The following is a 23,522-nucleotide window of genomic DNA, read 5'->3' as shown; positions in this document are numbered from 1 at the left end:
CCTCGTTAGATAATGTTTTCAGCTGGAACTTCTATTTCATTTGAATTTTGATTTTCATTATTTGAATTACCTTTTTCACGATGCTTTCGATTTAGCCTTAAATAATGCCAAATATCCATTTCGTTATCGATATGATGATGTTTATATCCTTGACGTAATAAAGAGAGGTAGAGCTCGTCCATAAACTCACTGAACATTATCCCTCCCCCCTCTACGCGTTTGGGTTTTCTTCTTCTCCAGTTCCAGGTGTACCACTAGCTGCTTCCACAGTTTCATTGACAATAACGTTAATTACCTCTGAAGTTGTCGATAAAAACTCACGAGCATCCACACCATCCCAATATTGATCTAAGGTAAATTGTTCATCGTAAACCTTTACTACAAATTGAACCATTTTATCCATATCCTCTGGACCAGGATTATTTGGAATATCAGCAAGCTCAGGTGCTTGACGGATTAAACGAGCTGGAATGAACCCCGGTAAATTAAAAGTTTTCTTTTCCTTATTGATTCGTAATGTTAGTTTCATAGTTTATTCCTCCTTAGTTAATAAAAAAGAGAGAGCTTTTGCTCCCTCTTACTTTGTTTGTTTGCTATATACCGCTGTAAACCATCCATCACCAACAGCCTTTGTGAATGTAGGTTCGTCTGCATCTGCTGTGAATTTTGGTCTATCATCAAAATCACGCTCAATGAATGAACCTTTAAGTTTTGTTGTTTGGAAATTCGGCTTATCTTTTTTCGTTTCAGCTTCTTCTTCCTCTTGAGAAAGTTTCCCTTTAAGTAACCAAACATATCGATACTTTCCGTTAGCCTTTAAGAATCTCCAACCGATCGCTAAATATGGCTTTTCTCCCACACGTTTTTCGTCTAAAACACCATCCTGAATTTCTGGATACCCTTCAATATCTGCTTTATTTGACAATGAAAGACCTCGAACTTCAATTTCCACTTCAACTTCACCGTCTGATTCAGCAATTTCCGATTTTTTATTGTCACTCCACATTATTTCTGACGCTACCTTTTTTGACGTTTTAACCTTTACTGCACCTTCCAATTTCTTTACCGTTGAATATGCAACACCTGTTGTATCATCTTTTGTTAATTTTGCATAAACAAGACTATCTACACCGACAGTCGAACTAATTGTAATAACCTCTCCAGCCATCTATAACTCCACTCCTTTCGCGAATCGCATCGCGTAATGAAAAATTTGTGTATCATCTTCATATAAATCAGCAACCGCATAACGTGAGAAACCAATATTTTTCATGACTTCATTCACTTTTTTATGAATTGTTGTTGTACTACCTTTTGACCAAATATCGATTTGGAATAAGATTTCACTTTCAATTTCTTCATTATCCGCAAAGCCATCTGGCCTATTGTCTAATTCGAAAAATGTAATCCGTGGAAACTCTTCTGCATTTTTGGCTTTACGATAATAAACACGCTTGCCACCCAATAAAGAAACAAGCTCCTGATTATTCTCAAGAACTTGTAAAATATCCGGACGTAAATTTATCACAGGTTTAGCCTCATTTCATTTTTTTAAAATATCTGTCATAGCACGAACTGCGGCTTCCTTTGAAGAATTGAATCCAGGTTCTATAAATGGTTCAGCTGGCATTTTTGACGTTCCCCATTCATGAAACTTTAAATAGAACCATGGGGAACGATCTGCTTTATCGATTCCGATTTTAACTGTTTTAATACCACCTTCAAGTTTAGCTTTCGTAACTTTTATATGATCAGCACCATGTTGGCCAGTACGCCACGGTTCACTTTTAGACGGTTTCTTAGGACTATCACTTCTTGGTGCTCGTTCGGCAATCGCTTTTCGAATAGGTTCGCCACCTGCTGCAAGAGCTTTATCTTCAATCTTTTCTCCACGTAATCCCATTTGTTCTAATTCGGAGACTAAACGGTCAAATCCTAAGAAATCAACACCATTAGCCATTCATTCCACCACGCTTCCACATGATTGATAACGTGTGTTTTTCAGTTGGAATAACTGAAACAATGTCATAAATCGTGTTCTTATATTTGATTTTCATATCAGCATTCATACCGTCACGGTATCGAATTTCTGTTTCACCTTGCACTTCACTGTTGGCTGCGGCTGCTTCAAAGTACTTTCTTCCCTTTAAAAAAATGAAGGAGCCCCATACAGTGAAAGAGTCTTTATAACCATCTATTGGTTCACCATCCGGGCCCTTCGCATCCTCATCTTTCATTTGAAATACAAGACGTTTATCTAATTTACCTGGATTCATGTGGAATCACCTACGCAATATTGCAATTGAACTAATATTGACTGTAAACTAAATGCCAGCTGTTCAGCTTTTCCAACCGCTTCACGGTTTTCATGCCAATGAGAAATTAAAATACGAGCTGCTAATTTAGCAAGCTCGTCATCTAAATCTACATCTTTACTTGTTGCATTCTTAATGTATCTTTCAGCCGCTTTTATAAAGGATGTAATGAGCATGTCCTCCTCATTCCCATCCACACGAAGATACTCTTTTGCTTCCTCTAATTTCAGCACCAAGAATGACACCTCCTACATCATTAAGCTCCAGGTTTCGCCACAACTGTAATTTGTCCATATACAACTGCTTCTGTATCCCATGGTGTAACGTCCTCACGCTCAATTGCACGGAATTCTGTTGTATTTCCTCTCCAAGCACTTCCTCCTTCTTTCGTCATATCAAGGGATAACTGCTGTCTATCCCATAAAACAATTGCTTCTTTAAGGTCCCCAACAATAAATGGTGCTTTACCATCTTTATCTGTAGCAATTGTCTTATTGGATAAAACAATAACTGGCTTTCCTGATAATAACTTACGAGTTGGATTTGTTGGATCTGGTTGAAGAAGCGGACGGCCATCCTTATCTTCTAATTGATCTAAGTAATTGAATCCATCTTGATTTGTAAAAATGTTTGCTACAGAAGAAAAAGCTGGATCTAATGTGACATTTAATGCGGTTTTAATGCCCTTATAATCCTTAAAATCAACTTTTGTTAACTTGTTGATTTCTTGTAAAATTAAATAGTTACGAGTTGCGATAGATTTCTTCGCAATCCACTGACGCAAATAAGCTTCTAGCGCTTGATCCGTATCATTTAATAAATCATTTGGTACAGGTAGGAATCCTGCATAATCCTCAATAACATACGGTACACGATCAAATTGTGGTGAAGCAATTTCCTGCATCGCATTTGGGTTTCCATACTCAGATAATGGAGCGAAAGGTGTAGATGCTGCACGTTTTTCTAATGTACGAGAGCCTTTATTTGTTGAAACAGGTTGTACATTTACATATTGTTCTAAGTTATCGACCGTTTGTTTTAACTGATTTATCGTAGTTGTGATATCTTCCGGGACAATGTATCCACCATCCCCACCTTTATTTTCAGACAACGCCGCTTTATATTCATCCATAATACTTGCTTCTTCATGACTTAAATTTTGACCGCGTATAGCTTTCATAAACACTTCTTTATACGATGTATCTTCATTTTGAACTGATGCTGGAGGTAACGCTCCTGCTCCAATTTGTGAATTTACAGGTTCAGGAACTTGAATTTGCTTCATTGCTAGATAGTTATCTAGTTCATTTTTTGCGTTCTTCGCTTCCTCAATTTTTGCTTTTGCATCTTCATATTTACCGCTGTTATTAAATTCTTCTGCCTTCGCTTTTAAATCAGCAACTCTTTGACGTAATTCTTGTTCATGTTTATCCATTCGGTATTTCCTCCTTGTTTTGGCACAAAAAATAGACCTATAGTTCTAACAGGTCTAGTGCATTTTGAATTTTTAATTGTTCATTAAGATCCTTCCTAGGAATAGAAGGATACTTTGCTACTATCTTGCTTGGTGTCTTTTGATATTTATCAAAGTAATCACTCATACATGCTGCAACTTCTTTTGCTTCCACAACTTCGATATTGAAGTATTTCTCAGCTTCTTCACCACTTAACCAAGTCTCAGCATCTACTAATTGCTGAATTTCTTCAATTCCAATGCCTTCTTTCAAATTTTCCTTATATACATTCATAATTCCAGACTCGATGTTATCTAAGTCTTCCGCTGCTTTTCGGAAATCAATTGCATTTCCAGCTGCATACGTCCAAGGTTTATGAATCATTAAGAACGCATTAGAAGGGACAACAACACGATCACCAGCTAAGGCAATTACCGAAGCAATGGAAGCTGCAACACCATCCACATAAACAGTTTTTTGGGCCTTATTTCGCTTTAACATATTATAAATAGCTAAACCAGCAAATACAGAACCACCGCCACTATTTACATAGATATTAAGGCTACTTTTATCATCCAATTGCCCCAGAATGTTTTTCACATCATCAGGCATAATATCTGAATCATCCCATTTCCAACCTGTATTATTTATGATGTCACCATAGATAAATAGGTCTGCGGACAATTCCGTTTGATTTTTAATAGTAAACACGTCTTTAATTGTCCTCACCTCCTTTCAGCGACAAACCTCCACTAGCTTTTGCTAATTGGTATTCATCCGCAATCTCAATAGATACATGGTTTAGATCGACTCGGCTCTTATCACCTATTTCACCGATACCATCCATATCTTCAAGTTCTAAAACTTTATTAATAGAAAATACACCCCTATCTAACATAATGTTATAGAACTCGGCTCTTGATTTTTGATCTGCTCTTAATAAGCTTGCTAAATTGAATTTCAGATAATAACGCTTTTGCTCATTAAATGAGAATGTTTTATAAGAAAACTCTTCTTCATACTGAATAAGTATCGGGCTCAATGTATTTTGAATGAAATCCAGTGCCTGTTGCTCGATGTTTGAGAAAGTAGCACGATCTAACTCATTAATCATGTGCAATGGAATATTAAAGATGTTTGCAATCTCAGCCTTATCGAACTTCATACCTTCAATAAATTGAGCATCCTTTAAAGGCATCCCGACTTTCTCAAATTCTAGACCAGCATCTAAAATCGCTATCCTTTGAGCGTTATTTAAGCCTGTATTTGCTTCTTCCCAAGCATCACGGAGTACATTTTTCGCTTCTTTATTTAATGGTTGTTGAGTTTTTAAGATCCCGCTATGAGCTGCACCATTTGTAAAGAATTTCCCTTTGAATTTTTGGGCCGCTTGTGAGCTACCTATAGACTCTCTTGCAATTTGAATAGGTGGTTTTCCTTTCAGACCATCAGTGGACAACGTAGTAAGATGAATAATGTCATCATCAGGTATTTTTACAGGCGTACCATCTGGCAAACTAGTAAAATACCATAGTTTATTCGTCTTTAAGTCCACAGTTGGAGTTGTAACAGCCGGATTCAATGCCCATAATTCTTTCGGTCTGCCATCCACACCCCAATGGATATTGATGTAAGCATTTCCCCATGTATTACGATGCGTTTCGATTAAATGTTTGAACTTAAACGGGCTTTGGTAAGGATTTGGTCGTTTTTCCAAAACAAACGACACTTGATGCATCTTATCTCGTTCTCTTCCTTTGGATGTCTTTCTAAAAACCTGAAAAGGAAGCATTGCAACACTGTTTGCAAGGATGTTAATGCATCGGTATACTGTCGGGACCCCTAAAGATGATTCAACCGTAACCTTTTCACCACTTGCGGCTTGATAACCAAATAGACTTTTAAACCAGGGAGAAGGATTTTTTAAATCTGTCACATCCTGATTTCTAAATAATTGCCGAAAAATCAAAAGTTTCACCTCCTTTCTACTTTCTTATCATTACCACCCCCAACATTGTGAGAATAAGTCCTAATAGATACCATCCGGAAATTGGATTAATAAAAAAAGTTGTCCCGACAATAATGGACAACCCCGAAATAAGTAAAATATCTTCTAAAATACTGATAAAGAACAATAAAAACCGCATGTAATTCCTCCTAGAATGAGAAATCTTGACTTAAGATATATGAATTTAAGTCCATCTCACCAGAATTGAGCATACAACGAACATGTGAGTTTATTACAGCCGCAATCGGATCAATTCTTTCTGTTGCTTTTGACTTGTCCAACATAATGTTTTCGTTAGCATCCTGCCTCGTTATAGCATTACTAACAGCCCAATTCAGTACAGGATTGTTATTGTGGATGACCTTCTTTTGATACACTTGTTCACGAAAATCCTTTGTAGGTCCTGATAAAGTTGCCATACCTTGGCGTATCTCTATCATCGTATAACCCTCAGCTTCCATGTCTTGCATAAATTGTGTTGCATTCCAAGGATCGGCACAAATCTCTTTGATTTTGAACTTATTCTCTTTTTCCATATTTTTGATATGTTTTTTTATAAATTCATAATCAACTACCGCACCAGGTGTTGTTGTAATCCACCCTTGCTGTACCCACAGATCGTATGGAACTTTATCTGTCTTCCTTTTCTCATGTAGAGTATCTTCTGGCATAAAACTGTGACTAATCACTATATATGTATCGTCCTTTTTAAACTCGAAATCTACACTTGTTAAATCGATTTTCGCTGATAAATCGATTCCTACTGTACATTCCATACCTTTTAATTCAGATAACTCTATAGCCCCGTCACAATCTTTCCACTTTTGCATGCCCATGTAGCCGTTTTCCTTCATATCGACCCATCTATTCATGTTTTTTGTGAGATAATTACGCATTTTTTCTGGAACATCAAGAGCTGATTGAAGTTCTCCTTTTAAGAAAGAACGTCCTTCTTCATAGCTACATAGGATGGGATTTGCTTTTTCCCACACTTCTGGATTTGTAATCTCATCATCTTTATCTAATTCATTAACCATGACAAAGTATTCTTCGTTTTCAATATCAATATTAGGGTCCAAAATCTTAGAAACATATTGATATTCCACACGATAACAAGGATTACTCAAATTGAATCCTGCTGTCGTAATAATCATCATTAATGGATTAGGACGAGCTCCCGACCCAGATACAAGAACATCATATATTTCAGAAGTAGGATGTGCATGGTATTCATCGATAATACCGCACTGAACATTCAAGCCATCACCAGATTTACCAGCATCTTTTGAAAGTGCGGAAATAAAAGAGTTTGTCTTTAAGTGTTCAATTTTCCCATAAGCAATATTAAATTTACCTTTTAGATCGTCACACCCATTCATTTGGGCCTTAATCTCATTCCAAACAATTTTACTTTGTTCGGTTTTCGTTGCTCCAACATATACTTCTGACATATTTTCACCAAAAGCCATTGTTTCATAAGAACCAACACACGCTAGAGATTGAGACTTTGCGTTTTTGCGTCCTACTTGCCAATACGCTTTTTTGAATCTTCGTAACCCTGTATTTCGATGCATCCAGCCATAAATATTACTGAATACAAAGATTTGTATCGAATGCGGCTCAATTTTTTCCCCAGCTAACTTCCCTTTTGTATGTTTAAAAAGAGACATCCATTTTAAAAAACGAAGTGCTTTTTCTTCATTAAAAACATAAGGGAAATCTTCTGTTCCTTCACGCTCAATGTCTCTTAAAAATCGTTCACAAGATTGTTTATGCTTTTGACAAGCAATGACTTCGCCATTTAAAATATCATCACAATAATCAAGCATCCATTTCCTTATCATTCTATACGTCAAACTCCTTTTCTACAGTGGATTTCGTTCCTTTCTTTGCACTTGGTATCACTATTTTCGCCCTTGCGCTTGGAGTAAGACCGAATTCCACAGCTAGAGCCTTCATTTGTTCATGTAATTGCTTCTTCTTTGTAAGTAGTGGATGTGGCACTTTATTGGTTTCAGCCGCCTTATTGGTATATTCGACAAGTAGTCCTTCTTCTCGAATAATCTTGGTGCATTCAATATAGTCAGAAAAAGCATCACAATAAGTTGCTAGTGCATTTACATCTATGTTTGTAATAACATCCAACTCCAATAATTCACCTGCAATTCGTTTGAACTCTCTCTTAGCAACTGAATCTAACCATATTGGTGGTTTTACTTTATCCTTTTTTGCTTGTAACTTCTTTTCAGCTGCTAACCTTTGATCTATTTCTTCTTTTGTCAATCGACTTGTATTTCCTTCTAATAGATGTAAATGAATTGGCTTCGCCTTTCTTCCTATGAGAACCACCTCCTTCAGCCGAACCCCCTTTTATGGAATAAAACGAACTTTTTACACGGAAAGCTAAGCGGCGGTCTCCAGGGAGTCGCCTTTTGCTTTTTCATGGTGGGGGGTATGTTTTTTGTCCACTCTTAAGCCAAATCCATCCGTATCTTTACAGAGATACCATGTTATAGTGATAATTGAAGTTTAATCTTTTTTTAATTCCCTGAAGCCCTAGACCCAAACTAGGGCTTCGTCCTATTTAGTTAGCGTAATATACTTGTGTGCTTCCTCAACCTTATCCACACTGTTATGTACTCCCCTTTCTTTCGAATCATTTTCTGTTTTTCTTCTCATCTTCTTTTGTTTTCTTATTATGACAAGCATGACAAAGTGTTTGTAAATTAGATGGCTCTAATCGTTTTGACCAATCCACACGAATAGGTATGATGTGATCGACTACCTCACCTATCTTAATGATGTCCTTGCTTCTACATTGAACACATAAGCCATGATCTCTACGATAAATAAACTCACGCATATCCTTCCACAATCTTGAGTTGTAAAATGAACGTGAGCTTTTGTTTCGTATGTGTTTGTCATAGTATCTTGTGGTCTCCTGTACTTTATCTTGATGCTTACTACAATACTTATCCCGTGTTAGTTCATTGCAACCTAACGACTTACAAGGCTTGAATGGTTTACTTGGCATGTGTACCACCCGACGCTTTAGGTATTGTTCTACCATTGCATTTAGAACAACGTTTACCAGCACCTGTTACTATATCTATTGTCGATTCATAACCGCAATTAAAACATTCGCACTTCATTTGGTTTCTATTCTTCCATTTATAAAATAGCTTTGCTAAATCAAACCCAACAAGAATAATCCAGAAAGGAGAGAGACAAATTGTGAATGCAATTGAAATAATAAATGTACTTACTATATATACACCATCATGTTTCTTTCTTTGCCCAACGTCTCTTGCAACTGGATACATTTTAATGGAACTATAAAGTAAACCAATAATAAGATAGATCAATATCATCATTTACTTCCCCCCATCCTCTTCCTCAACCATTTCATTTCATCCTCGATATCAAGATTCTTTTTATGAATCCGTTCATGATACTTTGCTGTATCTGATTGATGCTTACGAATCTTATCGTTCACATACGCAGCAACATGTTCATGATTACAATGAGGACAAATATAGAAACACTTCTCAATTCTTTTTGGAAGCTGCATTACTTGCGGTTGCATATCGTAATCTTTATTACAGTTAGAACAATAGATTTGCACTCTCATTCCCCCATCAATCTATTGGTTATTATGTAATGAATGAATTAATATCTCACGTGTTAATTCAAATGACTGTTCTTCATTGAATCCAGCATCTTTAAACTGTGTAAAAGCAACAAACATCATTTTAGCGGCTAAAGCAAAATCTATCATAGAATTATTTACTTTTTCATTTTGCATCTCATTTACCATCTTGTTAAATGCATCCATTTACCTACACTCCCCTTTTAAAAAATACTCCGATTTTGCATTTACAAATAAATACAAATTGTTATAATAAAGTTAACATTGCCATTTGGAAAAGTGACTTGCCCCCAGCAGGTTGCTTTTCCTTTTTATAGCTATTGTTTTAAGAATTCATCCACTGTCTTTCCAAGTAAGCTAATCATCGCGTCTCTCTTTTGCTTTGGTGTTGTGTTATCTTCCATCTCATTAAAGATTGGAATAACACTTTCTAAGTTCTGTTTATCGATATGTTCGTTTACAAGATCTTGTCCTAACATTGAAATGAATGTACCAATCACAACAGCTTGCTCTTGTTTAGTTAGTTCCACCCTTTATCCCCCTTCCAAATTAAAAAGGTAGCCATTCGGCTACTCAATCACAACTTGACGAACAATCAAATAAACTTCCTGAATCATATGAAGAATGCGAAGTACAAGAAGATGAATGACTATCACTGTCATAGCTTCCATAATCTGAATTCGAACTAATTGTATTTGATGTCAATGTTTGATGAAACAACATATCGTTTGTCGTACGATCTTTATTTCTTTTTACATGTCCTTGCTTCACTTTCTGTTCCTTCTTTTTCTTTCTTTTGAAAAACATATTTCTTCGCCTCCTCATAAAATAAGAAAAGCATCCGTTATGGATGCTTGAACGTTTATATATTAAAAATAATCTCTTCCTATCCCTCTTCATCCTTCGAATGTTTCTTTAACCAACCCACTAATCCTCCTACCGATTTCACCTTTCCCTTCAATATCCATACATCCAACTTTCTTTTTAATCGAACAAAAAAGAAGAATTATATTGTTTGTATTTTTCTTTATCCCTCTTCAATAAATCTTTCATTGTTGAACTGATTAAATACTCTTTTGAGTACGGGACAAAACGTTTTCCATACCACTTATAATATTTAAGGTGAGTTACATCAACTCCAACTTTCTCATATACTTTGAGATGTTCCGTGTAAACTACATCATCCACAACATAAAGACCGAGCGCATCAACCTTCCGTTGTAAGTCTGTTTCGATGTGTCCCATCTTCTCCACTCCTTATCTGTTCCCATTCAAACACCATTTGGGCATTTACTAATTTATATTCATTCGTTTGGTATACAAAACCAAAATTAGTAAATAATACAAAGGGATGAAGAACATACGTTATGATTTGTACATTGAATGACCCCAATTGGCTATTCTACATCTTTGAAATGTATGAATATGTGTATGGTTCATCCTTTCAGCCACTTCATGAAGGATAACGAACGTTCTGTATAATTCATAGTAGAAATAAACCATCATTTTCTTTTGTTACAGTTATGCAGCCGTTCTTTATTCCTTCACTCCTATATGATTTCCCCATTCATTGCATATATTTCACTTTACATCCCCTGACAATATATAACTCTCTAACCATCTTGACGCTTACCCTTTCATTGAACTTTTGAAAAAAATCATCTTTATGCTTCTATTTTCATATCCTTCCTAATTATAGTAAAAATCTCCCAAACACTTAAATAAACCAATGTCCATACAAAAAGAGAGCAACCAAAGAAACGGCTGCTCTTAAACGAACTCTATTTATTATAGAAAGGAGTTCTATGAGTGAATAGGTACCAACTAAGCGGTTGTCCTATGCTTCAATGTATGTTTGTCTTACAAAAAAGGTTCCGCATTTTTGGTAAATAAAACAAAAACAAGCACATAATCAACGTGCTATCAGAAGTTGTATTTATGCTCCCCAACACTATAGTATATACATTTTTAATAAAAACGGGACAATTACCCAGAATGGTTTTGGTTTAAAAAACCAATGATGTGTATATACTAAAAATGGCTACACAACTGATACACACACATCTCATATTTATTTACCTTCCCGTTCTTAAACATGATCTATCTGCAACTGTTGTGGCTTTCAGAAGGTTGAAGAATGCACACCGATGCCTTATACCCGAACTAACCTACCACACTTATATATTCTTTGCATTCTTCATTCCTTCACCTGTCTATACTTTTACAATGCAACAATCGGTCCTCGGAATTATTTCCTCTTTTTCTTCCATACCCCATTCTTTTTGTAAAAAATATCTTTATCATTCATAAAATCTACTGTTTTACCTGGAATATTATATTTTTTATTTTCATTCTTTTTCTTCTCTCTTTTCTTGCTTCTCTTTTCTTCTTGAATAAATTGAAAATCTGCTTTCCATTTCTTTAACATATCCTTTTTCGCTCGCATCAGATTCTGTCTCTCCTATACACGCATACATCCGATTACTCTAACTGAAAAAAGAACAAACAAGAATCATATATATTACCTGTATCAAGAGACAAATTCAGATGTACTAAAAAGAGTAACTAAACATCCGTTACTCTTTCATCGAAAACTTATACCACTACTAGATAAGGAAAATGACATTTCATCCTCCTTCCAATTACCTAAATATTGTTACAACAAATCTGTTTACAAATTATTAAGTAACTGGAAGAAGAGCAAAAGCTCTCCCTAATAACGGTAACATTCAATCTTTACCATCTGCTGGTTTCGGATTTTAGTATGCCACCAATATGGGGCGTTTAGATATCGAATTATAAAGTTCTTCTTGTGAGCCATGTTTTCCGCCACCTCTCACAATACAAATATAACACGATCATTCCAAAACAACCCGCACTTTTTCTGCCAAAAAGCGGTCAAGACTCTGCCACCTTTTTATTCTCTTATTTCAAATGTCTTAATTTCATTTGTTAGCTCTACTGGAACCCCTAAAAATGTTTGTTCCAGATTCACCATTTTCCTGTAAATTAACCACTCCGGGTATGCCAATTGTTCGAGTATCATTCTATAATAATCTGGGTTTAACCTTAATGTGTTAGGGTTTCCTCTCTGCTGCATTTGAAATTGAACCAATGCTTGTAACAGTTTTTCACACACCATTCGCTTCACCTCTCCTTTATTATATATAACTTGTATACGCAAGAGGACAATTTTATGTGTTTAAATTACCCATATCTTATATTGTGTGTCATTCACTGAAACGCTACATCCCTTGTCCTCTCTCATTTTATCAAACTTTCATTTTCCAATGAGACAGTCCGAAATTTATGGTTCATTGCTACACATACAAAAAGAAAAAACAATGATTAGATTTTGAATCTGCTCATTGCTTTATCCATTGCGTCTTGATTTACACCTATATAACGTAGCGTGACTTTCTCTGACGAATGATTGAATATCTCCATGAGTAAGGCTATATTCTTCGTCTGTAAGTACATATGATAGCCGTAAGTCTTTCGGAGAGTATGTGTACCAATTTCATCCAAACCAAATTCTTCAGCCGTACGTTTTAATATTTTATATGCCATACTCCGACCAATTGGTCGATTCTTTCCTTTTCTACTCGGCAGTAAATGCTCTTCGTCCGCCCTTCCTTCGTTGTACCATTTCAGCTCTCTTTTTAAAGAAGATGTCATTTGAATCCGCTTTTGCTTCCCTGTCTTCATTTCACGCATAGAAATATGACTTCCTTGTACATCTCCTACTTTCAATTTTAAAATATCACTTATACGTAATCCTGTATTGATTCCCATTACAAACAAAATATAATTACGTTCGTTCTTTTCCCTTAAATACTCTTTAATCTGTTGTATTTGCTCTGGATCACGTATTGGTTGAACAAAGTTCATAGGTCATCTCCCCCATAATTCTTCTTTATCTCATATACTTCTAATCCGAGTGCAAACGCTAATTTATAAAACACTCTCGCTTTCCAACGTCCATATGTACGTTCTGCCATACCAATTTCGTTATAAACCATATAATCATATACACATTCTTCTTCTAAATAGCGCTTGTTAATAATATCCCTTTGAATTTTCCCAGCATATCCATTTCCTAATCGGCTTAGAAACTGATCAATACGAAAAGACATCTTTTTCAACCATTCTTCTCTTTCCTGTTGCTTTATATTTGCTAGAGCAACATCTTCTAACGGTTTCCCTACATCATTTGTTGGACCATGATATCTTACTTCACAAGAAGGAGTGACTTTCATTTCTTGACGAATCATTCCAAACTGTCTATAAATACGGACTTCTTCAAGAACACCTTCCAATTCCTTTTGCGTTGCCGCTCTATCGATTTTTGGTAAGAAAGATAATTGTTTAGTCATGTAAGACCACTCCTCGTATTTTTTAATTACTTTTGTCTTAAAGCTCCACGTCTACGTTCATAACGTGGCCCATGCATCCCCATTAAATCTTCAATTTCACGAGTGCTTAATTCCTCTTTTCGTTTTTTCTTCTTTTCTTGTTTTGATTGCTTTTTCCACTCACGTAATTGATCTCTTAGCACCTTCATCTCCCCATTTCCCTTCGCAAAATAAAAAGGACACCTATTCCTAAAACAGCTTTAATTGCTGCTTTAATGAATTGGTGTCCTCTAGTTTTCTAGCCGGACTATATTCTATTTTCATTTATTTGATGATACCAGTCCGAACAAAGATATTTCTCCAAACTTTGTTGACTTGTTGTTTATCAAGGGCTGTTGCACGACGAGCGATAGCTTTTCTTATTTTCTTTTTCTTTGCATTTGCCATTCTTCTCTCATCCCTTTCATACAAACGTATCTCATTTCCATTTTTGAGCGTTTTACTCCTTTTGATACCTATTACATTCAAAAATAATCTAGACGTGAATTGTACCTATTTTATAAATTCCTTTTTCCCCACCAAAGGATTATTTTATTCGGATTTCAAATTATTAAATCCCTGTGCAACTCATTCAGTAGCCCACCAATGTCTTCCTGAAACAGGTTTGTTTTTCATTCTCAACTTCTTAATTTCTACCCATCTATATTTTTATAACCAATCCGCAAAATCACCGTTCAATATTTGGCATTCATAACCACAACCTCCATGACTCCCCGGTATAAAAAGCTGATTCATGTACATACTGTAAATACCTCCTTTAATCGATCTTTTTGTTATTTCGGTCACCCTTTTGTTTAAGCAGTTAGCTTTTGCTATCTGTATTTTTTTGGTTTAATTAACCATTTCGTTGAACGTACATATACTATCTTGAATCCTTACTTGCCCAACTATTTCATGTTCATGACTCACACACATAAACATAGATAAATGGTTTAAGGTTTCATAAGCGGGCACTCTGGCACAAGTGCTCGTTTTATTTTTGCGATTTCCTACCAAGTTATTTTTCTACCGCTAATATATAGAGTTCCAATTTCCATAATGGTTATATAGAATATTCATAAGGCTATTTCCCTTTTATTCCTCTTAAACATAATACCAACGCTCTTTTATTACCCTGTAATTTTATCCAAGTAGCTTTCACCAGTTCACTTTATGGTTTTTAAAGCTTGCTCAACTTTGATTGAAATAGCCCATATTTATTTAGCTGGCATAAGAAATACAATCCCCTTCGAAAAAGGAGCTATCAATAATGAACGGCTTTAAACAACAAAAGATTTTCACTAACAATACTGATTTTTACATGTTGGTTGGAAATTATACTTCTATACTCAGTTATCATGAAACATTAGAAGCTGCCACAGTAGCTTTAAAGTCTCTTCCTGGATCTGATAATACATGGCCTTCAGTTTGGATTATGGCACCTGGTGAAACTTTTTTAGAACCTTATATAAATATAATCCCCGAGGAAAATGGTAATACTTCATACGCCTCTTTTACTTCGCTTAAAAACATCATAGGTGTGGAGGAAGCTGCTAAATTTTTAGGACGTTCCTCTCAAACAGTAAAAAATATGTGCGTTGCTGGCAAATTACCTGCTAAAAAAATTGAAGGAAAGTGGATTCTTGATAAAACTATGCTCAAGTTCTTAAAATGAAGATCCTTGTCTTTCTACAAAATGAAATTTTTATACTAATCTTCCTCAAGAACTGCAACCGTTAAGTAATTTCTAGCTCTCTTCCGCTTTGCTAACTTCCTCTGATAAGCTGGCGTTGTATAATAGCGAACCGTTTCAGGAAGTACGCCCATATAATCAGCGCATTCCTGTATAGTTCCGATGCATAGCAATGATTCACCTTTATAAACGACGTACTCCTTTAAGTTCATTTTTCATTCCCCTTTTCTATTCAAATAACACTTTTGTCAAAATTTGATTAAAATTAGCCTTAACCACTTTTGGTTTTAATAACCTTTTTCTCGTTTTATCCATGTATAAGATAATTGTGCTTGCGCATACTATAAACAACGGTATCAACACTCACTCAATTTATTATGTTGCAACCTCTTTTTGACGGTTAGCTTTGCTATCCGTCTCTTTTTTGGTTTTAAGAACCATTTAATAAACTAAACATAAACTATTAGTGCATTGGGGCGTTTTTCACTCAAGATCATTTCCTTCTTACAAACAAGAGTGCTATATTTAGTGCTCTTGTTTTTCTGTGTAAACATACTTATCAAATAAAGCTTTTATATAATTTTGATTTTTAACGAATATTCTTCAAGGTGATAATTAAGTTAAGAAAAAAGATAACTATGCATCCAATTGAAAAGAATGTTTCCAACTTTTCACCCCATTTCTTAACAAAATTCAAATTTGGTCTTACTTCACGTCAACACGTTTTTGACTAGCCTCCCTGCTAAACCCATCTGGATACCTTTTTGCTAGTTTAGAAATGTTCATTTGCGCAATATCTTCTAAGGTATATCCCATTTCGTGAGACATGATGGAAATGTAATATAAGATATCCCCTAACTCTAAAGCCAACTTGTGAGTATTCCCGTTCTCTTCTCCTGGGCAATGTGCTGGATCAAATCCATGACCGTGAAAAATAGCTTTTTTTACAATGTCTGCAACCTCACCAGCTTCTCCCGTAAGCCCTAATGCAGCATTTAAAACACGTCCACCGAAATCATTATTTGCATTCCATGTACGTAATGTTGCTTCCTGATATTGATCGAATTCACAAATTTGATTGATATTCATTACAGCATGGCCTCCTTTTGATTCACTAACTAATTTAGTTTTTACATATACACCGTTTTCTATTGCTTTCATTTTGATTTTCCCTCTCTTTAGCAAATTCCCAATCCTATCGGACGGTTTTCAATCATATATTTATCAGCTTGATCTATAACAAGAAGCGCAACTTCCGATTGATGCCTCCTTAATGCTTTTGCCATTTCTGGTAAACTCATATCTTGTTTCCACATTTCACGAAAACGTATAATATCTCTTTCATCCCAAATGAAGTTAACTTCTTCTAAAGCGATGTATATTTTCAACCGTGACTCCTTCATCGCTTCATGATTACTTGCTACGCTCATAAGCGAACCTACCTTCTAAAAATTAATTATTTTATCTTTTCAGTAAATTTAGTATCCACGCGATCAACTTTACCGTTTACCCACACTGCGACTTGCTCACCAAATCCGCTCATTGGTGGATTTACTGCAGTTACATTTCCGTCCTTCACTATTAAAAGTTTGTTACTGCTAACATCAATTTCTATTTTTTTCATATGTCCATCTCCCTTTTACTACCGCATGTACTCGACAACATCAGGTTTAAAGCCACTTCCTAAATAGATTCGTACTGGAATTGCTTCTTTTTTATCCCTTGCTGCCTTACACAATTCTTCAGCTGTATCCCAATTAAAAAACTTATCTAAAGCACGTTGAAATCTCCATATTGCGATTACGTATTGTTCAAAGATGTCATAACGATCATCTTGTTTAGTAGTGCGAGGTAATTCATCCGTACCCTTTGCACTCTTTGGAACCTGGACACGTACATCAGCATATGTAACGCGCCCAGTTCCTTTCTTCACATTGGCTTTCATTACATCGAACTCACAAATTGCTGGCTCTACATCGAAAATATTTAATTGCTTAGGCATGTGCCATCCCACTCTTCTGAAGAAGGTCCAGTAATTCACTTGCGCCTTCCTTGCTCAAAAACATTCTACCACCCAACAATTCCAAGTTTGATTCAGAAACTTCACCTGTTACAAAGCATGACTTTTCATGTTTTCTTAAAACGATGTTTTCCCCATCAACATGAATGTCTAATGCTGTTCCTTCAGCAATTCCCAAAGTTCTGCGTAACTCAACCGGAATTACTACACGCCCTAACTCATCAACTTTTCTTGCAACACCTGTGTTTTTCATCATTACTCCCCCTTGTTAGCTAACTTTTTGTTGTCGATTCCGTTTTAAATCTTGCTTCATTGACTCGAATTTTATTAACCATGCTTCCCAACGCTTATCATTTTCTTGTTGCTGTTGCTTTGCTACTTCACAGTTACAACCGTTCGTTTCAATCACACCCGGATAAGTTTCTTTACGAATAATTCCTGTATCATGACATAATGCACACTTTGTTATTCCCCCTTTTTAAAATTGTGTAATCTATAATTGTCACCATGCATTTCTAACATTTCAGCGTTTTCCATCATCCGGCTAAAATCACGTTCTCCATACATTCCTGCCAATTCACCAATATTAAAGTTGGTTGTAAATAAAGTGCTTTTACCTATACGGCTATCTACGATTTCATTTGTCTTCGTTTGCTTCCATGTAACGCCTTCTTTATCTTTCTCTGTGAATTCCGCTCCAAAGTCATCGATAATCAAGACATCGACTTTTGCTAGAAGGGACATAAGCTTGTCCTCTGTCATTTCACTGTTTTTATTCCAAGTTGATTTAATTTTTGTAAATAGCTTATTCATTTGAATAAACATTGCACTGTGACCCTTTTTCATAAGTTCTTTAGTGGCTGCCACACACAAATGACTTTTTCCTACTCCGTAATCACCTGTAATAATCATGCTTGTTGGTTCTTCTTTATTGAATGAAGTAACAAAATTCATAATCATTTCTTTCGCATCAGCCAATTCCTTTTTAGGCGGTACATAATTTTCAAATGTGGCTTTTTTGAGTTTGTCATTTATTAAACTGTTATCAGCAAATGAATCATATAAATGAATGATTTCGTTTTTCTTTTTTATAGCTAGTGTTTCTATAGCTAATTTCTGATCTTCTTTTTCTACCGATCTACATTGAGGACAAAATTCCTCATTTGTTTCTATATCTATCAACATGCGTTTACTGCAAACGTCTTTAAATTTTTCTTTCCCTACTAAAAAGACATTCGTGCATCTATGAGGAGACAATATATATCTTTGACTAGCGTTTCTTGAAGTCGTATTTGTCGATGAAGCTACTATCTTTTTGATTGCTTGCATTAGTTGGTCCTCCTTTAAATGTTCCTTTTCGCTGTACAGGTTTTTCATTTAAATAACTTTCAAATTTAGTTCCAAATAATGTGATAGGTCTTAAATAACCACTCATTTCCGTATTATCAATCCATTGTGAAACCTTGATGTCAATTACCTGTTGAAAATGAGTTAATCGGAATCCTTCTTTCCATCTTGCTTTGATTAGGTCCTGTGTTTTTTTAGATGTATGTTTATAATTGGTTTTTGCTTTCATGTTGAAATAATTAACAATCTCTTGATACGGAATAGATTGAGCGTTGTCCTGAGATTTTTCAGGACTATATTCTTTTTTTATTTCTTTATCTAAATCTTTATCTAAATCTTTATCTATGTCCGTTACGCCATCGTTACATGTAACGTTACAACTAAGTGTATGTTGTTTTTTCTTTCTCGGTGTGCCGCTACGCGTTTTCTAGTGTCTTCCTTAATCTTTTCTAAACGATCTAGATTCTGGTGGTTTCCCCAATTAATTACATTAATGTAATGATTTTCGTCAATATCAATCATCCCGAATTTTTGAAATACACTTAGTGCCATCCGAACCGTATTTAGGGGGCGATTAAAAAGTGTTGCTAGCATATCTTCCGTATATGGGATATTCTCGTTTAAAAAAAATATACCCACTTGCATTTGTTTTACCAGCTTGAGCTAACAACTTAATCCAAATGATTAATAATGTATCAGCTTCAGGCATGCTCTCAATTAGACGTATTTTTTCATCCTCAAACATCGTTGTTGAAAGTTTAATCCATTTCACTTTTACTTCAGACATACTACTTACCTCCTAATGCAAATTGCTAAATGAGCTTGTCCACTTTCAATGACTTGTAAAATTTCATAATGTGGATAGCCAACACTGAAATATTGCTCAATCATCAGTTTTAATTCTTCTTTGCTGTTTGCTAATTCCCAGAATTTATTAGGTAACAGCACTTGATAACGACCTAAGTGCATGTACTAATTCCCTACTTTCCGTGATATACTTATAACAAGTTATTTTTTTCAAGGGACCCATTGCCGTGGGTCTTTTTATTTTCCACTACATCACTCCAAGCCCATTGTTTAATTGGCTCGTATGTTTTGTAAAATAACCATGCAATCAAAACCATAATTAGAATAAATATTTCTCCTAAGAACGTATCTTCCACAAGATCACCTCCTTATTTATCCAATGGTCATTTTATTAAAAAGATTAAGCGTACCTTTAACCAACGTTAGATTCTTCTTTTTGTGCTTCGAACCATTTAAGAAAATCTTCTGCCTTTACACGTCTACTTTTACCGATTGTGATTGTTGGGAAATCTTTTCGCTTCATCAACGCGTATGCCGATGAACGAGAAATGTTTAAGAATTTTTGTACGTCCTCTGCTTTTAATGAGAACGGAAGCTGCGGAATTTGATACATGATTTTCACTCCAATTCATTTATTATTTAAATTTCGGGAATGCTGTTATTTGGCGTCGCCTTAACGAAGTAGCCAACAAGGCTACAAGATAAGTAAAAAAATTCTCTTCACTTTATTAATTCGTCAATCGACACATCATAAAGTTCAGAAAGCTTTTTTAATTTTTCTACCGATAATCCTGAATTACCTTTTTCAACATTGTGATACGAACGCTTATACTTCAGACCTAAAACATTTGATACAAATTCTAAAGAGTGCCCGTTTTCTTGCCTTAAAGATTTAATTCGTTGTGTATTTATCATTTTAAGTCACCACCTTTAACTTCTAAATTTAGTATAACCAAAAGTAGCCAACAAGGCAACAAATTATTTTTAAAATTTATTTTTTATTTTTGCGTTGCCATAAAGGCTACTGGTTGTTACATTTAGACTAGATACTTTTTTATATGTAGAACGGAAAGGATGTTGTAGATGAATGTCATCGGGGACAAAATATTTGAGTTAAGAAAAGAGAAAAAGCTAACTCAAGAAAAGTTAGGTGAAAAAATAGGTGTCGGCAAACAAATAATATCTAAATATGAAAAAGGTACCAGAATGCCATCTAGAGAAACAATAGAAAAATTGGCTGGATTTTTCGCAGTTCCTGTTGATTACTTATTAGGCAATAGTGAATTGCAAAATAAAAGTAGCAATAACATAAAAGAAATTTTCGAAAGTGATGAATTGCATTGGGATGGAAGAAAGTTATCTCCGGATGAAATCGAAAGCGTCAAAGCACTTTTAGAAATAGCTATCCAAAGAATGTTAAAGCAAGAAAAAAAGGATTAGCATGAGGCTAGCCCTTTTTTTATATTCATAAGATAATTTATTTCTCTTAATTCATTATCAGTAATGAGTCCTCGTTTATGTAACTCTTCCAATGCATGTCGAGTGTCATGTTGTGCGACTGTATCTCCTAATAAATATGTAACCATGGATTTTATTTTATCTTCGCTTCCTTTTAACAATACTAACTCCTCCATCCCAATAACTATGTGATTCAATTAACATACTGTGCATTTTTGTAATAGATTTTAAAAATGCATATCCCCTAAAAAGCACTCAAGACGCTACTTTTTAGTAGCGTCTTGAAAAAAAATATATTTTTAATGAGTTCCTGGATCAACCATATAATATATTATTTCTGATTTACTCGAATGTGCTTGTGAAGTATCTTTATTTTGTCCAACCGCCCCTAGCAATCCTAAAACACATATCATAGTAAGAATAAATTTCTTCACCCTACTTCACTCCCTCTTTAATTAAAACACGTGTAATTAGATTTGAATAGAATACATTTCCATTATTTGCAAATTTTTCTAATGCTTCTTTAAGAATCATTATATCATTACCATCCACATAAAATAAATAATATAATTTAAATGCAGTCAAAGTTTTACCTTGTTTTTTTAAATTATCGAAATAGGATCTAGCTTTCATTCCTGTTCCATATTTTGCATCATAGAAAGCTTTTTCTGCTTCACCTACATATTCCCATTCTATTTCATCTAAATTCATTCCATATTCAATTCGTAAAAATGCTAACGTGCCGTGTACCGCACGATATAACTTACTATAAGCAGTAATGCCTAATTTTTTAATTAGCTTTAAACTTTCTAAAAAGTGCATTTCTGCCTGCAAAGGATTTTCGAATATAAAAGACTCCGCTAAACAACTCAATGCTTTTGCTTTTATAACTGAATTTTCTGGAGCATCCTTTATAATGTTATTACATGTTTCCCTACATTCTTTTATATTATTGCTAAACAAACTTATGTGAGATTTACGATCCTCATGTTGTAAATCTAAATGTTTTCTTATAAATGAATTTTCTACAAAAGGTAAGTTTTGATCAATTTTTTTAGAATACGGAACCATTGCCATAAAATTGCTACTATCATACAATGCAAATCCATGTAACATATCTACCGCTATTTGGTAATCAGCATTTTTCGAATAAGATAATTCATTTAATTCCCCCTGTAACTTTTCCCCTTCTAACTTACATAAATTTCTTTTATTATATAAATAATACAATTGGAGGTACTTGTTTATTTTCCCCTTTTTTCACTATTAATATGTTTTCTTATTAAATTCTTCATTAATTGATATTCACCTACTGTTTGACAATACGAAAGTGCTTTTTTTATATTTAAGTCACTTTCGCAGACCATTATAAAATCTTTAACTTTCCCTCTACGTTCTGTCCAATTCGGATACAGGTCTGGAGTAATTAATAAAAATGAATCTAACTTCATTTCTTTAACTTTCCCATTTAATATCCTATTAAGGTTTGTCCTATCTATCTCTGCCTTTTTTGCTAATGTACCGACATCCAACTTGGCATAATTGATATGTTCTTGTAAGTTCTTTATAAAGTTCTTCATTCTAAAATTCCCTCCTAGATAAGAACCCAAAACACATCCCTTTTTTCTCAATAGGAAAATGAACCATAATTCTCTTTTTCACATACGAAGTATGATATACTATGTACTGACTCATGGAAATTTTTCCCTATCAGGCTAGGGTAAAATGCTATAGGTGTGTGGCCTCACATCTATAACACCGTGGGTCTTTTTCGATTCCTTTTTTTATTAAATTCAGTTTATCATAAGATTAAGAAACTTAATTCTATTAAAAGGCATATCATATTGAGAAAGTTTTTTAGAAAACTCTCATCTATTATCAAAAATATAAGACATATTATTAATCTTAAATATTAATCTCGCCAAATTATTTGGTATATATAGTCTTAAAATAATGCCTTATTTATAATAAAGACATGCGCAAGGGTAAAAAATAACAAATTTTTATCAACAAAAAAAAGAGAGCACTTAGCTCTCTTTTTTATATTCCCTTTCCCGGGTCTTTCGTTTATCCTCCACCAGGTCCTGGGTCAAAAATCTCTATTCCTATCCCTAAATCAGAAATCACCTTTGAACCACCTGGATCTTTTATGTACCTATTCATTTCGTTAACCCCTTTTTTATATACCTGTCCCTGGGCCAGAAATTGTTTTCCAACCCGTCCCAGGGTCTTCGTTGTGTTTCCAACCACCATCGCCTGGTTCATTGTGCCAACCTACACCAGGATCAGCAACTTTATGGCCACCAGGGTCCTTCGTAAATCCCCCCATGTTCTCCCCTCCTTTATTTAATATACAAATATTGTAGCTCACTTCTTT

The 23,522-nt window shown here is 34.8% G+C and carries 43 protein-coding genes and 2 pseudogenes; 2 read left to right on the top strand and 43 right to left on the bottom strand.

All coding sequences use genetic code 11. From position 1 onward, the window contains the following. Positions 1 to 5: 5 nt before the first annotated feature. From CDB3_RS04800 to CDB3_RS04685, 25 genes and pseudogenes are all read right to left on the bottom strand, one after another. A complete protein-coding gene (locus CDB3_RS04800; protein ID WP_128853635.1) occupies positions 6 to 197 on the bottom strand; it encodes a hypothetical protein in 192 nt (63 codons plus the stop codon). Between the two features lie 14 nt (positions 198 to 211). Further along, positions 212 to 529, bottom strand: coding sequence for a phage tail assembly chaperone G (gpG, locus tag CDB3_RS04795; protein ID WP_128853634.1), 318 nt, complete (start codon positions 527 to 529; stop codon positions 212 to 214). Positions 530 to 577: 48 nt separating this feature from the next. Next, the gene (locus tag CDB3_RS04790; RefSeq protein WP_128853633.1) at positions 578 to 1,168 is read right to left on the bottom strand and encodes a major tail protein; all 591 of its coding nucleotides are present in this window, start codon (positions 1,166 to 1,168) and stop codon (positions 578 to 580) included. Beyond that, positions 1,169 to 1,528 (bottom strand): tail completion protein gp17, encoded by a 360-nt coding sequence (gene gp17, locus CDB3_RS04785; RefSeq protein WP_128853632.1) that lies wholly within the window; start codon positions 1,526 to 1,528, stop codon positions 1,169 to 1,171. Next, positions 1,525 to 1,960, bottom strand: a pseudogene (locus CDB3_RS04780) (HK97-gp10 family putative phage morphogenesis protein). The gene gp17 and the pseudogene CDB3_RS04780 overlap by 4 nt, the downstream one beginning before the upstream one ends. After that, entirely contained in the window at positions 1,953 to 2,276 is a 324-nt protein-coding gene (locus CDB3_RS04775) for a phage head closure protein (protein WP_128853630.1), read from the bottom strand. Before CDB3_RS04775 ends, CDB3_RS04780 begins: the two are co-directional and overlap by 8 nt. Beyond that, the gene (locus tag CDB3_RS04770; protein ID WP_050000545.1) at positions 2,273 to 2,551 is read right to left on the bottom strand and encodes a head-tail connector protein; all 279 of its coding nucleotides are present in this window, start codon (positions 2,549 to 2,551) and stop codon (positions 2,273 to 2,275) included. The genes CDB3_RS04775 and CDB3_RS04770 overlap by 4 nt, the downstream gene beginning before the upstream one ends. Positions 2,552 to 2,571: 20 nt before the next feature. Continuing rightward, positions 2,572 to 3,750 (bottom strand): phage major capsid protein, encoded by a 1,179-nt coding sequence (locus tag CDB3_RS04765; protein WP_128853629.1) that lies wholly within the window; start codon positions 3,748 to 3,750, stop codon positions 2,572 to 2,574. Between the two features lie 37 nt (positions 3,751 to 3,787). Further along, positions 3,788 to 4,498 (bottom strand): head maturation protease, ClpP-related, encoded by a 711-nt coding sequence (locus CDB3_RS04760; RefSeq protein ID WP_128853628.1) that lies wholly within the window; start codon positions 4,496 to 4,498, stop codon positions 3,788 to 3,790. Further along, positions 4,485 to 5,738: a phage portal protein gene (locus CDB3_RS04755; protein ID WP_128853627.1), complete on the bottom strand. Its 1,254-nt coding sequence runs from the start codon at positions 5,736 to 5,738 to the stop codon at positions 4,485 to 4,487. Before CDB3_RS04755 ends, CDB3_RS04760 begins: the two co-directional genes overlap by 14 nt. Before the next feature lie 188 nt (positions 5,739 to 5,926). Beyond that, complete coding sequence (locus CDB3_RS04750) at positions 5,927 to 7,621, bottom strand: terminase large subunit (RefSeq protein WP_128853626.1); 1,695 nt, start codon at positions 7,619 to 7,621, stop codon at positions 5,927 to 5,929. 1 nt (position 7,622) lies between these two features. Beyond that, positions 7,623 to 8,126: a phage terminase small subunit P27 family gene (locus CDB3_RS04745; RefSeq protein ID WP_179139668.1), complete on the bottom strand. Its 504-nt coding sequence runs from the start codon at positions 8,124 to 8,126 to the stop codon at positions 7,623 to 7,625. A 307-nt stretch (positions 8,127 to 8,433) separates the two neighbouring features. Further along, positions 8,434 to 8,811 carry an HNH endonuclease gene (locus CDB3_RS04740; RefSeq protein ID WP_128853625.1) on the bottom strand — a complete coding sequence of 126 codons (378 nt, stop codon included), beginning with the start codon at positions 8,809 to 8,811 and terminating at the stop codon, positions 8,434 to 8,436. Beyond that, positions 8,801 to 9,151 carry a hypothetical protein gene (locus CDB3_RS31570; protein WP_179139667.1) on the bottom strand — a complete coding sequence of 117 codons (351 nt, stop codon included), beginning with the start codon at positions 9,149 to 9,151 and terminating at the stop codon, positions 8,801 to 8,803. The genes CDB3_RS04740 and CDB3_RS31570 overlap by 11 nt, the downstream gene beginning before the upstream one ends. Beyond that, positions 9,148 to 9,402: a hypothetical protein gene (locus CDB3_RS04730; protein ID WP_128853624.1), complete on the bottom strand. Its 255-nt coding sequence runs from the start codon at positions 9,400 to 9,402 to the stop codon at positions 9,148 to 9,150. Before CDB3_RS04730 ends, CDB3_RS31570 begins: the two co-directional genes overlap by 4 nt. Positions 9,403 to 9,420: 18 nt before the next feature. Then, on the bottom strand, positions 9,421 to 9,612 hold the full coding sequence (locus CDB3_RS04725; protein WP_128853623.1) for a hypothetical protein: 192 nt from the start codon (positions 9,610 to 9,612) through the stop codon (positions 9,421 to 9,423). Positions 9,613 to 9,743: 131 nt separating this feature from the next. Continuing rightward, a complete protein-coding gene (locus CDB3_RS04720) occupies positions 9,744 to 9,956 on the bottom strand; it encodes a hypothetical protein (protein WP_128853622.1) in 213 nt (70 codons plus the stop codon). A gap of 43 nt (positions 9,957 to 9,999) precedes the next feature. After that, entirely contained in the window at positions 10,000 to 10,233 is a 234-nt protein-coding gene (locus CDB3_RS04715; RefSeq protein WP_128853621.1) for a hypothetical protein, read from the bottom strand. A gap of 177 nt (positions 10,234 to 10,410) precedes the next feature. Then, positions 10,411 to 10,671, bottom strand: coding sequence for a hydrolase (locus tag CDB3_RS04710; protein WP_128853620.1), 261 nt, complete (start codon positions 10,669 to 10,671; stop codon positions 10,411 to 10,413). A gap of 1,003 nt (positions 10,672 to 11,674) precedes the next feature. Continuing rightward, positions 11,675 to 11,872 (bottom strand): hypothetical protein, encoded by a 198-nt coding sequence (locus CDB3_RS04705; protein WP_128853619.1) that lies wholly within the window; start codon positions 11,870 to 11,872, stop codon positions 11,675 to 11,677. A gap of 471 nt (positions 11,873 to 12,343) precedes the next feature. Beyond that, entirely contained in the window at positions 12,344 to 12,568 is a 225-nt protein-coding gene (locus tag CDB3_RS04700; RefSeq protein WP_128853618.1) for a hypothetical protein, read from the bottom strand. Positions 12,569 to 12,774: 206 nt separating this feature from the next. After that, positions 12,775 to 13,317 (bottom strand): site-specific integrase, encoded by a 543-nt coding sequence (locus CDB3_RS04695; RefSeq protein ID WP_128853617.1) that lies wholly within the window; start codon positions 13,315 to 13,317, stop codon positions 12,775 to 12,777. Further along, a complete protein-coding gene (locus CDB3_RS04690) occupies positions 13,314 to 13,802 on the bottom strand; it encodes an ArpU family phage packaging/lysis transcriptional regulator (protein ID WP_128853616.1) in 489 nt (162 codons plus the stop codon). Before CDB3_RS04690 ends, CDB3_RS04695 begins: the two co-directional genes overlap by 4 nt. A 26-nt stretch (positions 13,803 to 13,828) precedes the next feature. Beyond that, a complete protein-coding gene (locus CDB3_RS31565; RefSeq protein ID WP_179139663.1) occupies positions 13,829 to 13,984 on the bottom strand; it encodes a hypothetical protein in 156 nt (51 codons plus the stop codon). A 121-nt stretch (positions 13,985 to 14,105) separates the two neighbouring features. Then, positions 14,106 to 14,228, bottom strand: coding sequence for a DUF3983 domain-containing protein (locus tag CDB3_RS04685; protein WP_128853671.1), 123 nt, complete (start codon positions 14,226 to 14,228; stop codon positions 14,106 to 14,108). Positions 14,229 to 15,090: 862 nt separating this feature from the next. Here CDB3_RS04685 and CDB3_RS04680 point away from each other — a divergent pair. Continuing rightward, entirely contained in the window at positions 15,091 to 15,495 is a 405-nt protein-coding gene (locus tag CDB3_RS04680; protein ID WP_128853615.1) for a helix-turn-helix domain-containing protein, read from the top strand. A 35-nt stretch (positions 15,496 to 15,530) separates the two neighbouring features. Here the strand turns inward: CDB3_RS04680 and CDB3_RS04675 are convergent, their stop codons facing one another. The 13 genes and pseudogenes from CDB3_RS04675 to CDB3_RS04625 form a co-directional block, all read right to left on the bottom strand. Continuing rightward, positions 15,531 to 15,725 (bottom strand): hypothetical protein, encoded by a 195-nt coding sequence (locus CDB3_RS04675; RefSeq protein ID WP_128853614.1) that lies wholly within the window; start codon positions 15,723 to 15,725, stop codon positions 15,531 to 15,533. Between the two features lie 493 nt (positions 15,726 to 16,218). After that, positions 16,219 to 16,674, bottom strand: coding sequence for a nucleoside triphosphate pyrophosphohydrolase family protein (locus CDB3_RS04670; RefSeq protein WP_128853613.1), 456 nt, complete (start codon positions 16,672 to 16,674; stop codon positions 16,219 to 16,221). Positions 16,675 to 16,691: 17 nt separating this feature from the next. Then, complete coding sequence (locus CDB3_RS04665) at positions 16,692 to 16,943, bottom strand: helix-turn-helix domain containing protein (protein ID WP_128853612.1); 252 nt, start codon at positions 16,941 to 16,943, stop codon at positions 16,692 to 16,694. A 26-nt stretch (positions 16,944 to 16,969) separates the two neighbouring features. Beyond that, on the bottom strand, positions 16,970 to 17,137 hold the full coding sequence (locus CDB3_RS04660) for a DUF3954 domain-containing protein (protein WP_000717826.1): 168 nt from the start codon (positions 17,135 to 17,137) through the stop codon (positions 16,970 to 16,972). 18 nt (positions 17,138 to 17,155) lie between these two features. Continuing rightward, complete coding sequence (locus CDB3_RS04655; protein ID WP_128853611.1) at positions 17,156 to 17,515, bottom strand: cell division protein SepF; 360 nt, start codon at positions 17,513 to 17,515, stop codon at positions 17,156 to 17,158. After that, a complete protein-coding gene (locus CDB3_RS04650) occupies positions 17,508 to 17,786 on the bottom strand; it encodes an AbrB/MazE/SpoVT family DNA-binding domain-containing protein (protein ID WP_128853670.1) in 279 nt (92 codons plus the stop codon). The genes CDB3_RS04655 and CDB3_RS04650 overlap by 8 nt, the downstream gene beginning before the upstream one ends. Before the next feature lie 15 nt (positions 17,787 to 17,801). Beyond that, positions 17,802 to 18,002: a hypothetical protein gene (locus CDB3_RS04645; protein ID WP_128853610.1), complete on the bottom strand. Its 201-nt coding sequence runs from the start codon at positions 18,000 to 18,002 to the stop codon at positions 17,802 to 17,804. Continuing rightward, positions 17,999 to 18,862, bottom strand: a complete 864-nt coding sequence (locus CDB3_RS04640; protein WP_128853609.1) for an ATP-binding protein — start codon at positions 18,860 to 18,862, stop codon at positions 17,999 to 18,001. The genes CDB3_RS04645 and CDB3_RS04640 overlap by 4 nt, the downstream gene beginning before the upstream one ends. Next, positions 18,804 to 19,667 (bottom strand): annotated as a pseudogene (locus CDB3_RS04635) (phage replisome organizer N-terminal domain-containing protein). Before CDB3_RS04635 ends, CDB3_RS04640 begins: the two are co-directional and overlap by 59 nt. A 5-nt stretch (positions 19,668 to 19,672) precedes the next feature. Next, positions 19,673 to 19,849, bottom strand: a complete 177-nt coding sequence (locus CDB3_RS31560) for a hypothetical protein (RefSeq protein ID WP_179139666.1) — start codon at positions 19,847 to 19,849, stop codon at positions 19,673 to 19,675. Between the two features lie 29 nt (positions 19,850 to 19,878). Next, entirely contained in the window at positions 19,879 to 20,043 is a 165-nt protein-coding gene (locus CDB3_RS31555) for a hypothetical protein (RefSeq protein WP_179139665.1), read from the bottom strand. A gap of 56 nt (positions 20,044 to 20,099) precedes the next feature. Beyond that, positions 20,100 to 20,300, bottom strand: coding sequence for a helix-turn-helix domain-containing protein (locus CDB3_RS04630; protein ID WP_002138080.1), 201 nt, complete (start codon positions 20,298 to 20,300; stop codon positions 20,100 to 20,102). A gap of 107 nt (positions 20,301 to 20,407) precedes the next feature. After that, on the bottom strand, positions 20,408 to 20,602 hold the full coding sequence (locus CDB3_RS04625) for a helix-turn-helix domain-containing protein (RefSeq protein ID WP_128853608.1): 195 nt from the start codon (positions 20,600 to 20,602) through the stop codon (positions 20,408 to 20,410). Positions 20,603 to 20,770: 168 nt separating this feature from the next. Here CDB3_RS04625 and CDB3_RS04620 point away from each other — a divergent pair, with 168 nt between their 5' ends. Then, a complete protein-coding gene (locus tag CDB3_RS04620) occupies positions 20,771 to 21,127 on the top strand; it encodes a helix-turn-helix domain-containing protein (protein ID WP_002138085.1) in 357 nt (118 codons plus the stop codon). On the opposite strand, the gene CDB3_RS04615 is transcribed toward CDB3_RS04620, so the two are convergent. The 5 genes from CDB3_RS04615 to CDB3_RS31550 all read right to left on the bottom strand — a co-directional run bounded on the left by CDB3_RS04615 (position 21,124) and on the right by CDB3_RS31550 (position 23,474). Further along, on the bottom strand, positions 21,124 to 21,321 hold the full coding sequence (locus CDB3_RS04615) for a hypothetical protein (RefSeq protein ID WP_372708524.1): 198 nt from the start codon (positions 21,319 to 21,321) through the stop codon (positions 21,124 to 21,126). The two genes, CDB3_RS04620 and CDB3_RS04615, sit on opposite strands and share 4 nt — an antisense overlap. A gap of 123 nt (positions 21,322 to 21,444) precedes the next feature. Then, entirely contained in the window at positions 21,445 to 21,579 is a 135-nt protein-coding gene (locus CDB3_RS04610) for an ABC transporter ATP-binding protein (protein WP_128853606.1), read from the bottom strand. A 1-nt stretch (position 21,580) separates the two neighbouring features. Then, positions 21,581 to 22,375 carry an AimR family lysis-lysogeny pheromone receptor gene (locus tag CDB3_RS04605; RefSeq protein ID WP_256869607.1) on the bottom strand — a complete coding sequence of 265 codons (795 nt, stop codon included), beginning with the start codon at positions 22,373 to 22,375 and terminating at the stop codon, positions 21,581 to 21,583. Positions 22,376 to 22,389: 14 nt separating this feature from the next. Beyond that, on the bottom strand, positions 22,390 to 22,725 hold the full coding sequence (locus CDB3_RS32150; RefSeq protein WP_256869605.1) for an AimR family lysis-lysogeny pheromone receptor: 336 nt from the start codon (positions 22,723 to 22,725) through the stop codon (positions 22,390 to 22,392). 599 nt (positions 22,726 to 23,324) lie between these two features. After that, complete coding sequence (locus CDB3_RS31550; RefSeq protein WP_179139664.1) at positions 23,325 to 23,474, bottom strand: hypothetical protein; 150 nt, start codon at positions 23,472 to 23,474, stop codon at positions 23,325 to 23,327. Positions 23,475 to 23,522 lie beyond the last annotated feature (48 nt).

The sequence above is a fragment of the Bacillus sp. CDB3 genome (assembly GCF_002081505.1).
Classification (GTDB): Bacteria; Bacillota; Bacilli; order Bacillales; family Bacillaceae_G; genus Bacillus_A; species Bacillus_A cereus_AT.
The sequence above is the reverse complement of the archived record's forward strand: the minus strand, read 5'-3'. Positions and strand labels throughout refer to the sequence as shown.

Coding starts and splice junctions, on each gene's coding strand:
- CDB3_RS31570 (WP_179139667.1), bottom strand. CDS start 9,151: ATGATGATATTGATCTATCTTATTATTGGTTTACTTTATAGTTCCATT.
- CDB3_RS04660 (WP_000717826.1), bottom strand. CDS start 17,137: ATGAAAAAAATAGAAATTGATGTTAGCAGTAACAAACTTTTAATAGTG.
- CDB3_RS04625 (WP_128853608.1), bottom strand. CDS start 20,602: ATGATAAATACACAACGAATTAAATCTTTAAGGCAAGAAAACGGGCAC.
- CDB3_RS04715 (WP_128853621.1), bottom strand. CDS start 10,233: ATGTTTTTCAAAAGAAAGAAAAAGAAGGAACAGAAAGTGAAGCAAGGA.
- CDB3_RS04700 (WP_128853618.1), bottom strand. CDS start 12,568: ATGGTGTGTGAAAAACTGTTACAAGCATTGGTTCAATTTCAAATGCAG.
- CDB3_RS04740 (WP_128853625.1), bottom strand. CDS start 8,811: ATGCCAAGTAAACCATTCAAGCCTTGTAAGTCGTTAGGTTGCAATGAA.
- CDB3_RS31550 (WP_179139664.1), bottom strand. CDS start 23,474: ATGGGGGGATTTACGAAGGACCCTGGTGGCCATAAAGTTGCTGATCCT.
- CDB3_RS32150 (WP_256869605.1), bottom strand. CDS start 22,725: ATGAAGAACTTTATAAAGAACTTACAAGAACATATCAATTATGCCAAG.
- CDB3_RS04620 (WP_002138085.1), top strand. CDS start 20,771: ATGAATGTCATCGGGGACAAAATATTTGAGTTAAGAAAAGAGAAAAAG.
- CDB3_RS31560 (WP_179139666.1), bottom strand. CDS start 19,849: ATGCACTTAGGTCGTTATCAAGTGCTGTTACCTAATAAATTCTGGGAA.
- CDB3_RS04665 (WP_128853612.1), bottom strand. CDS start 16,943: ATGAGCGTAGCAAGTAATCATGAAGCGATGAAGGAGTCACGGTTGAAA.
- CDB3_RS04695 (WP_128853617.1), bottom strand. CDS start 13,317: ATGAACTTTGTTCAACCAATACGTGATCCAGAGCAAATACAACAGATT.
- gpG (WP_128853634.1), bottom strand. CDS start 529: ATGAAACTAACATTACGAATCAATAAGGAAAAGAAAACTTTTAATTTA.
- CDB3_RS04685 (WP_128853671.1), bottom strand. CDS start 14,228: ATGGCAAATGCAAAGAAAAAGAAAATAAGAAAAGCTATCGCTCGTCGT.
- CDB3_RS04775 (WP_128853630.1), bottom strand. CDS start 2,276: ATGAATCCAGGTAAATTAGATAAACGTCTTGTATTTCAAATGAAAGAT.
- CDB3_RS04675 (WP_128853614.1), bottom strand. CDS start 15,725: ATGAACTTAAAGGAGTACGTCGTTTATAAAGGTGAATCATTGCTATGC.
- CDB3_RS04800 (WP_128853635.1), bottom strand. CDS start 197: ATGTTCAGTGAGTTTATGGACGAGCTCTACCTCTCTTTATTACGTCAA.
- CDB3_RS04765 (WP_128853629.1), bottom strand. CDS start 3,750: ATGGATAAACATGAACAAGAATTACGTCAAAGAGTTGCTGATTTAAAA.
- CDB3_RS04630 (WP_002138080.1), bottom strand. CDS start 20,300: ATGTATCAAATTCCGCAGCTTCCGTTCTCATTAAAAGCAGAGGACGTA.
- CDB3_RS04705 (WP_128853619.1), bottom strand. CDS start 11,872: ATGCGAGCGAAAAAGGATATGTTAAAGAAATGGAAAGCAGATTTTCAA.
- CDB3_RS04670 (WP_128853613.1), bottom strand. CDS start 16,674: ATGAAAGCAATAGAAAACGGTGTATATGTAAAAACTAAATTAGTTAGT.
- CDB3_RS04690 (WP_128853616.1), bottom strand. CDS start 13,802: ATGACTAAACAATTATCTTTCTTACCAAAAATCGATAGAGCGGCAACG.
- CDB3_RS04680 (WP_128853615.1), top strand. CDS start 15,091: ATGAACGGCTTTAAACAACAAAAGATTTTCACTAACAATACTGATTTT.
- CDB3_RS04655 (WP_128853611.1), bottom strand. CDS start 17,515: ATGCCTAAGCAATTAAATATTTTCGATGTAGAGCCAGCAATTTGTGAG.
- CDB3_RS04650 (WP_128853670.1), bottom strand. CDS start 17,786: ATGAAAAACACAGGTGTTGCAAGAAAAGTTGATGAGTTAGGGCGTGTA.
- CDB3_RS04725 (WP_128853623.1), bottom strand. CDS start 9,612: ATGGATGCATTTAACAAGATGGTAAATGAGATGCAAAATGAAAAAGTA.
- CDB3_RS04750 (WP_128853626.1), bottom strand. CDS start 7,621: ATGATAAGGAAATGGATGCTTGATTATTGTGATGATATTTTAAATGGC.
- CDB3_RS04640 (WP_128853609.1), bottom strand. CDS start 18,862: ATGCAAGCAATCAAAAAGATAGTAGCTTCATCGACAAATACGACTTCA.
- CDB3_RS04790 (WP_128853633.1), bottom strand. CDS start 1,168: ATGGCTGGAGAGGTTATTACAATTAGTTCGACTGTCGGTGTAGATAGT.
- CDB3_RS04615 (WP_372708524.1), bottom strand. CDS start 21,321: ATGGAGGAGTTAGTATTGTTAAAAGGAAGCGAAGATAAAATAAAATCC.
- CDB3_RS04710 (WP_128853620.1), bottom strand. CDS start 10,671: ATGGGACACATCGAAACAGACTTACAACGGAAGGTTGATGCGCTCGGT.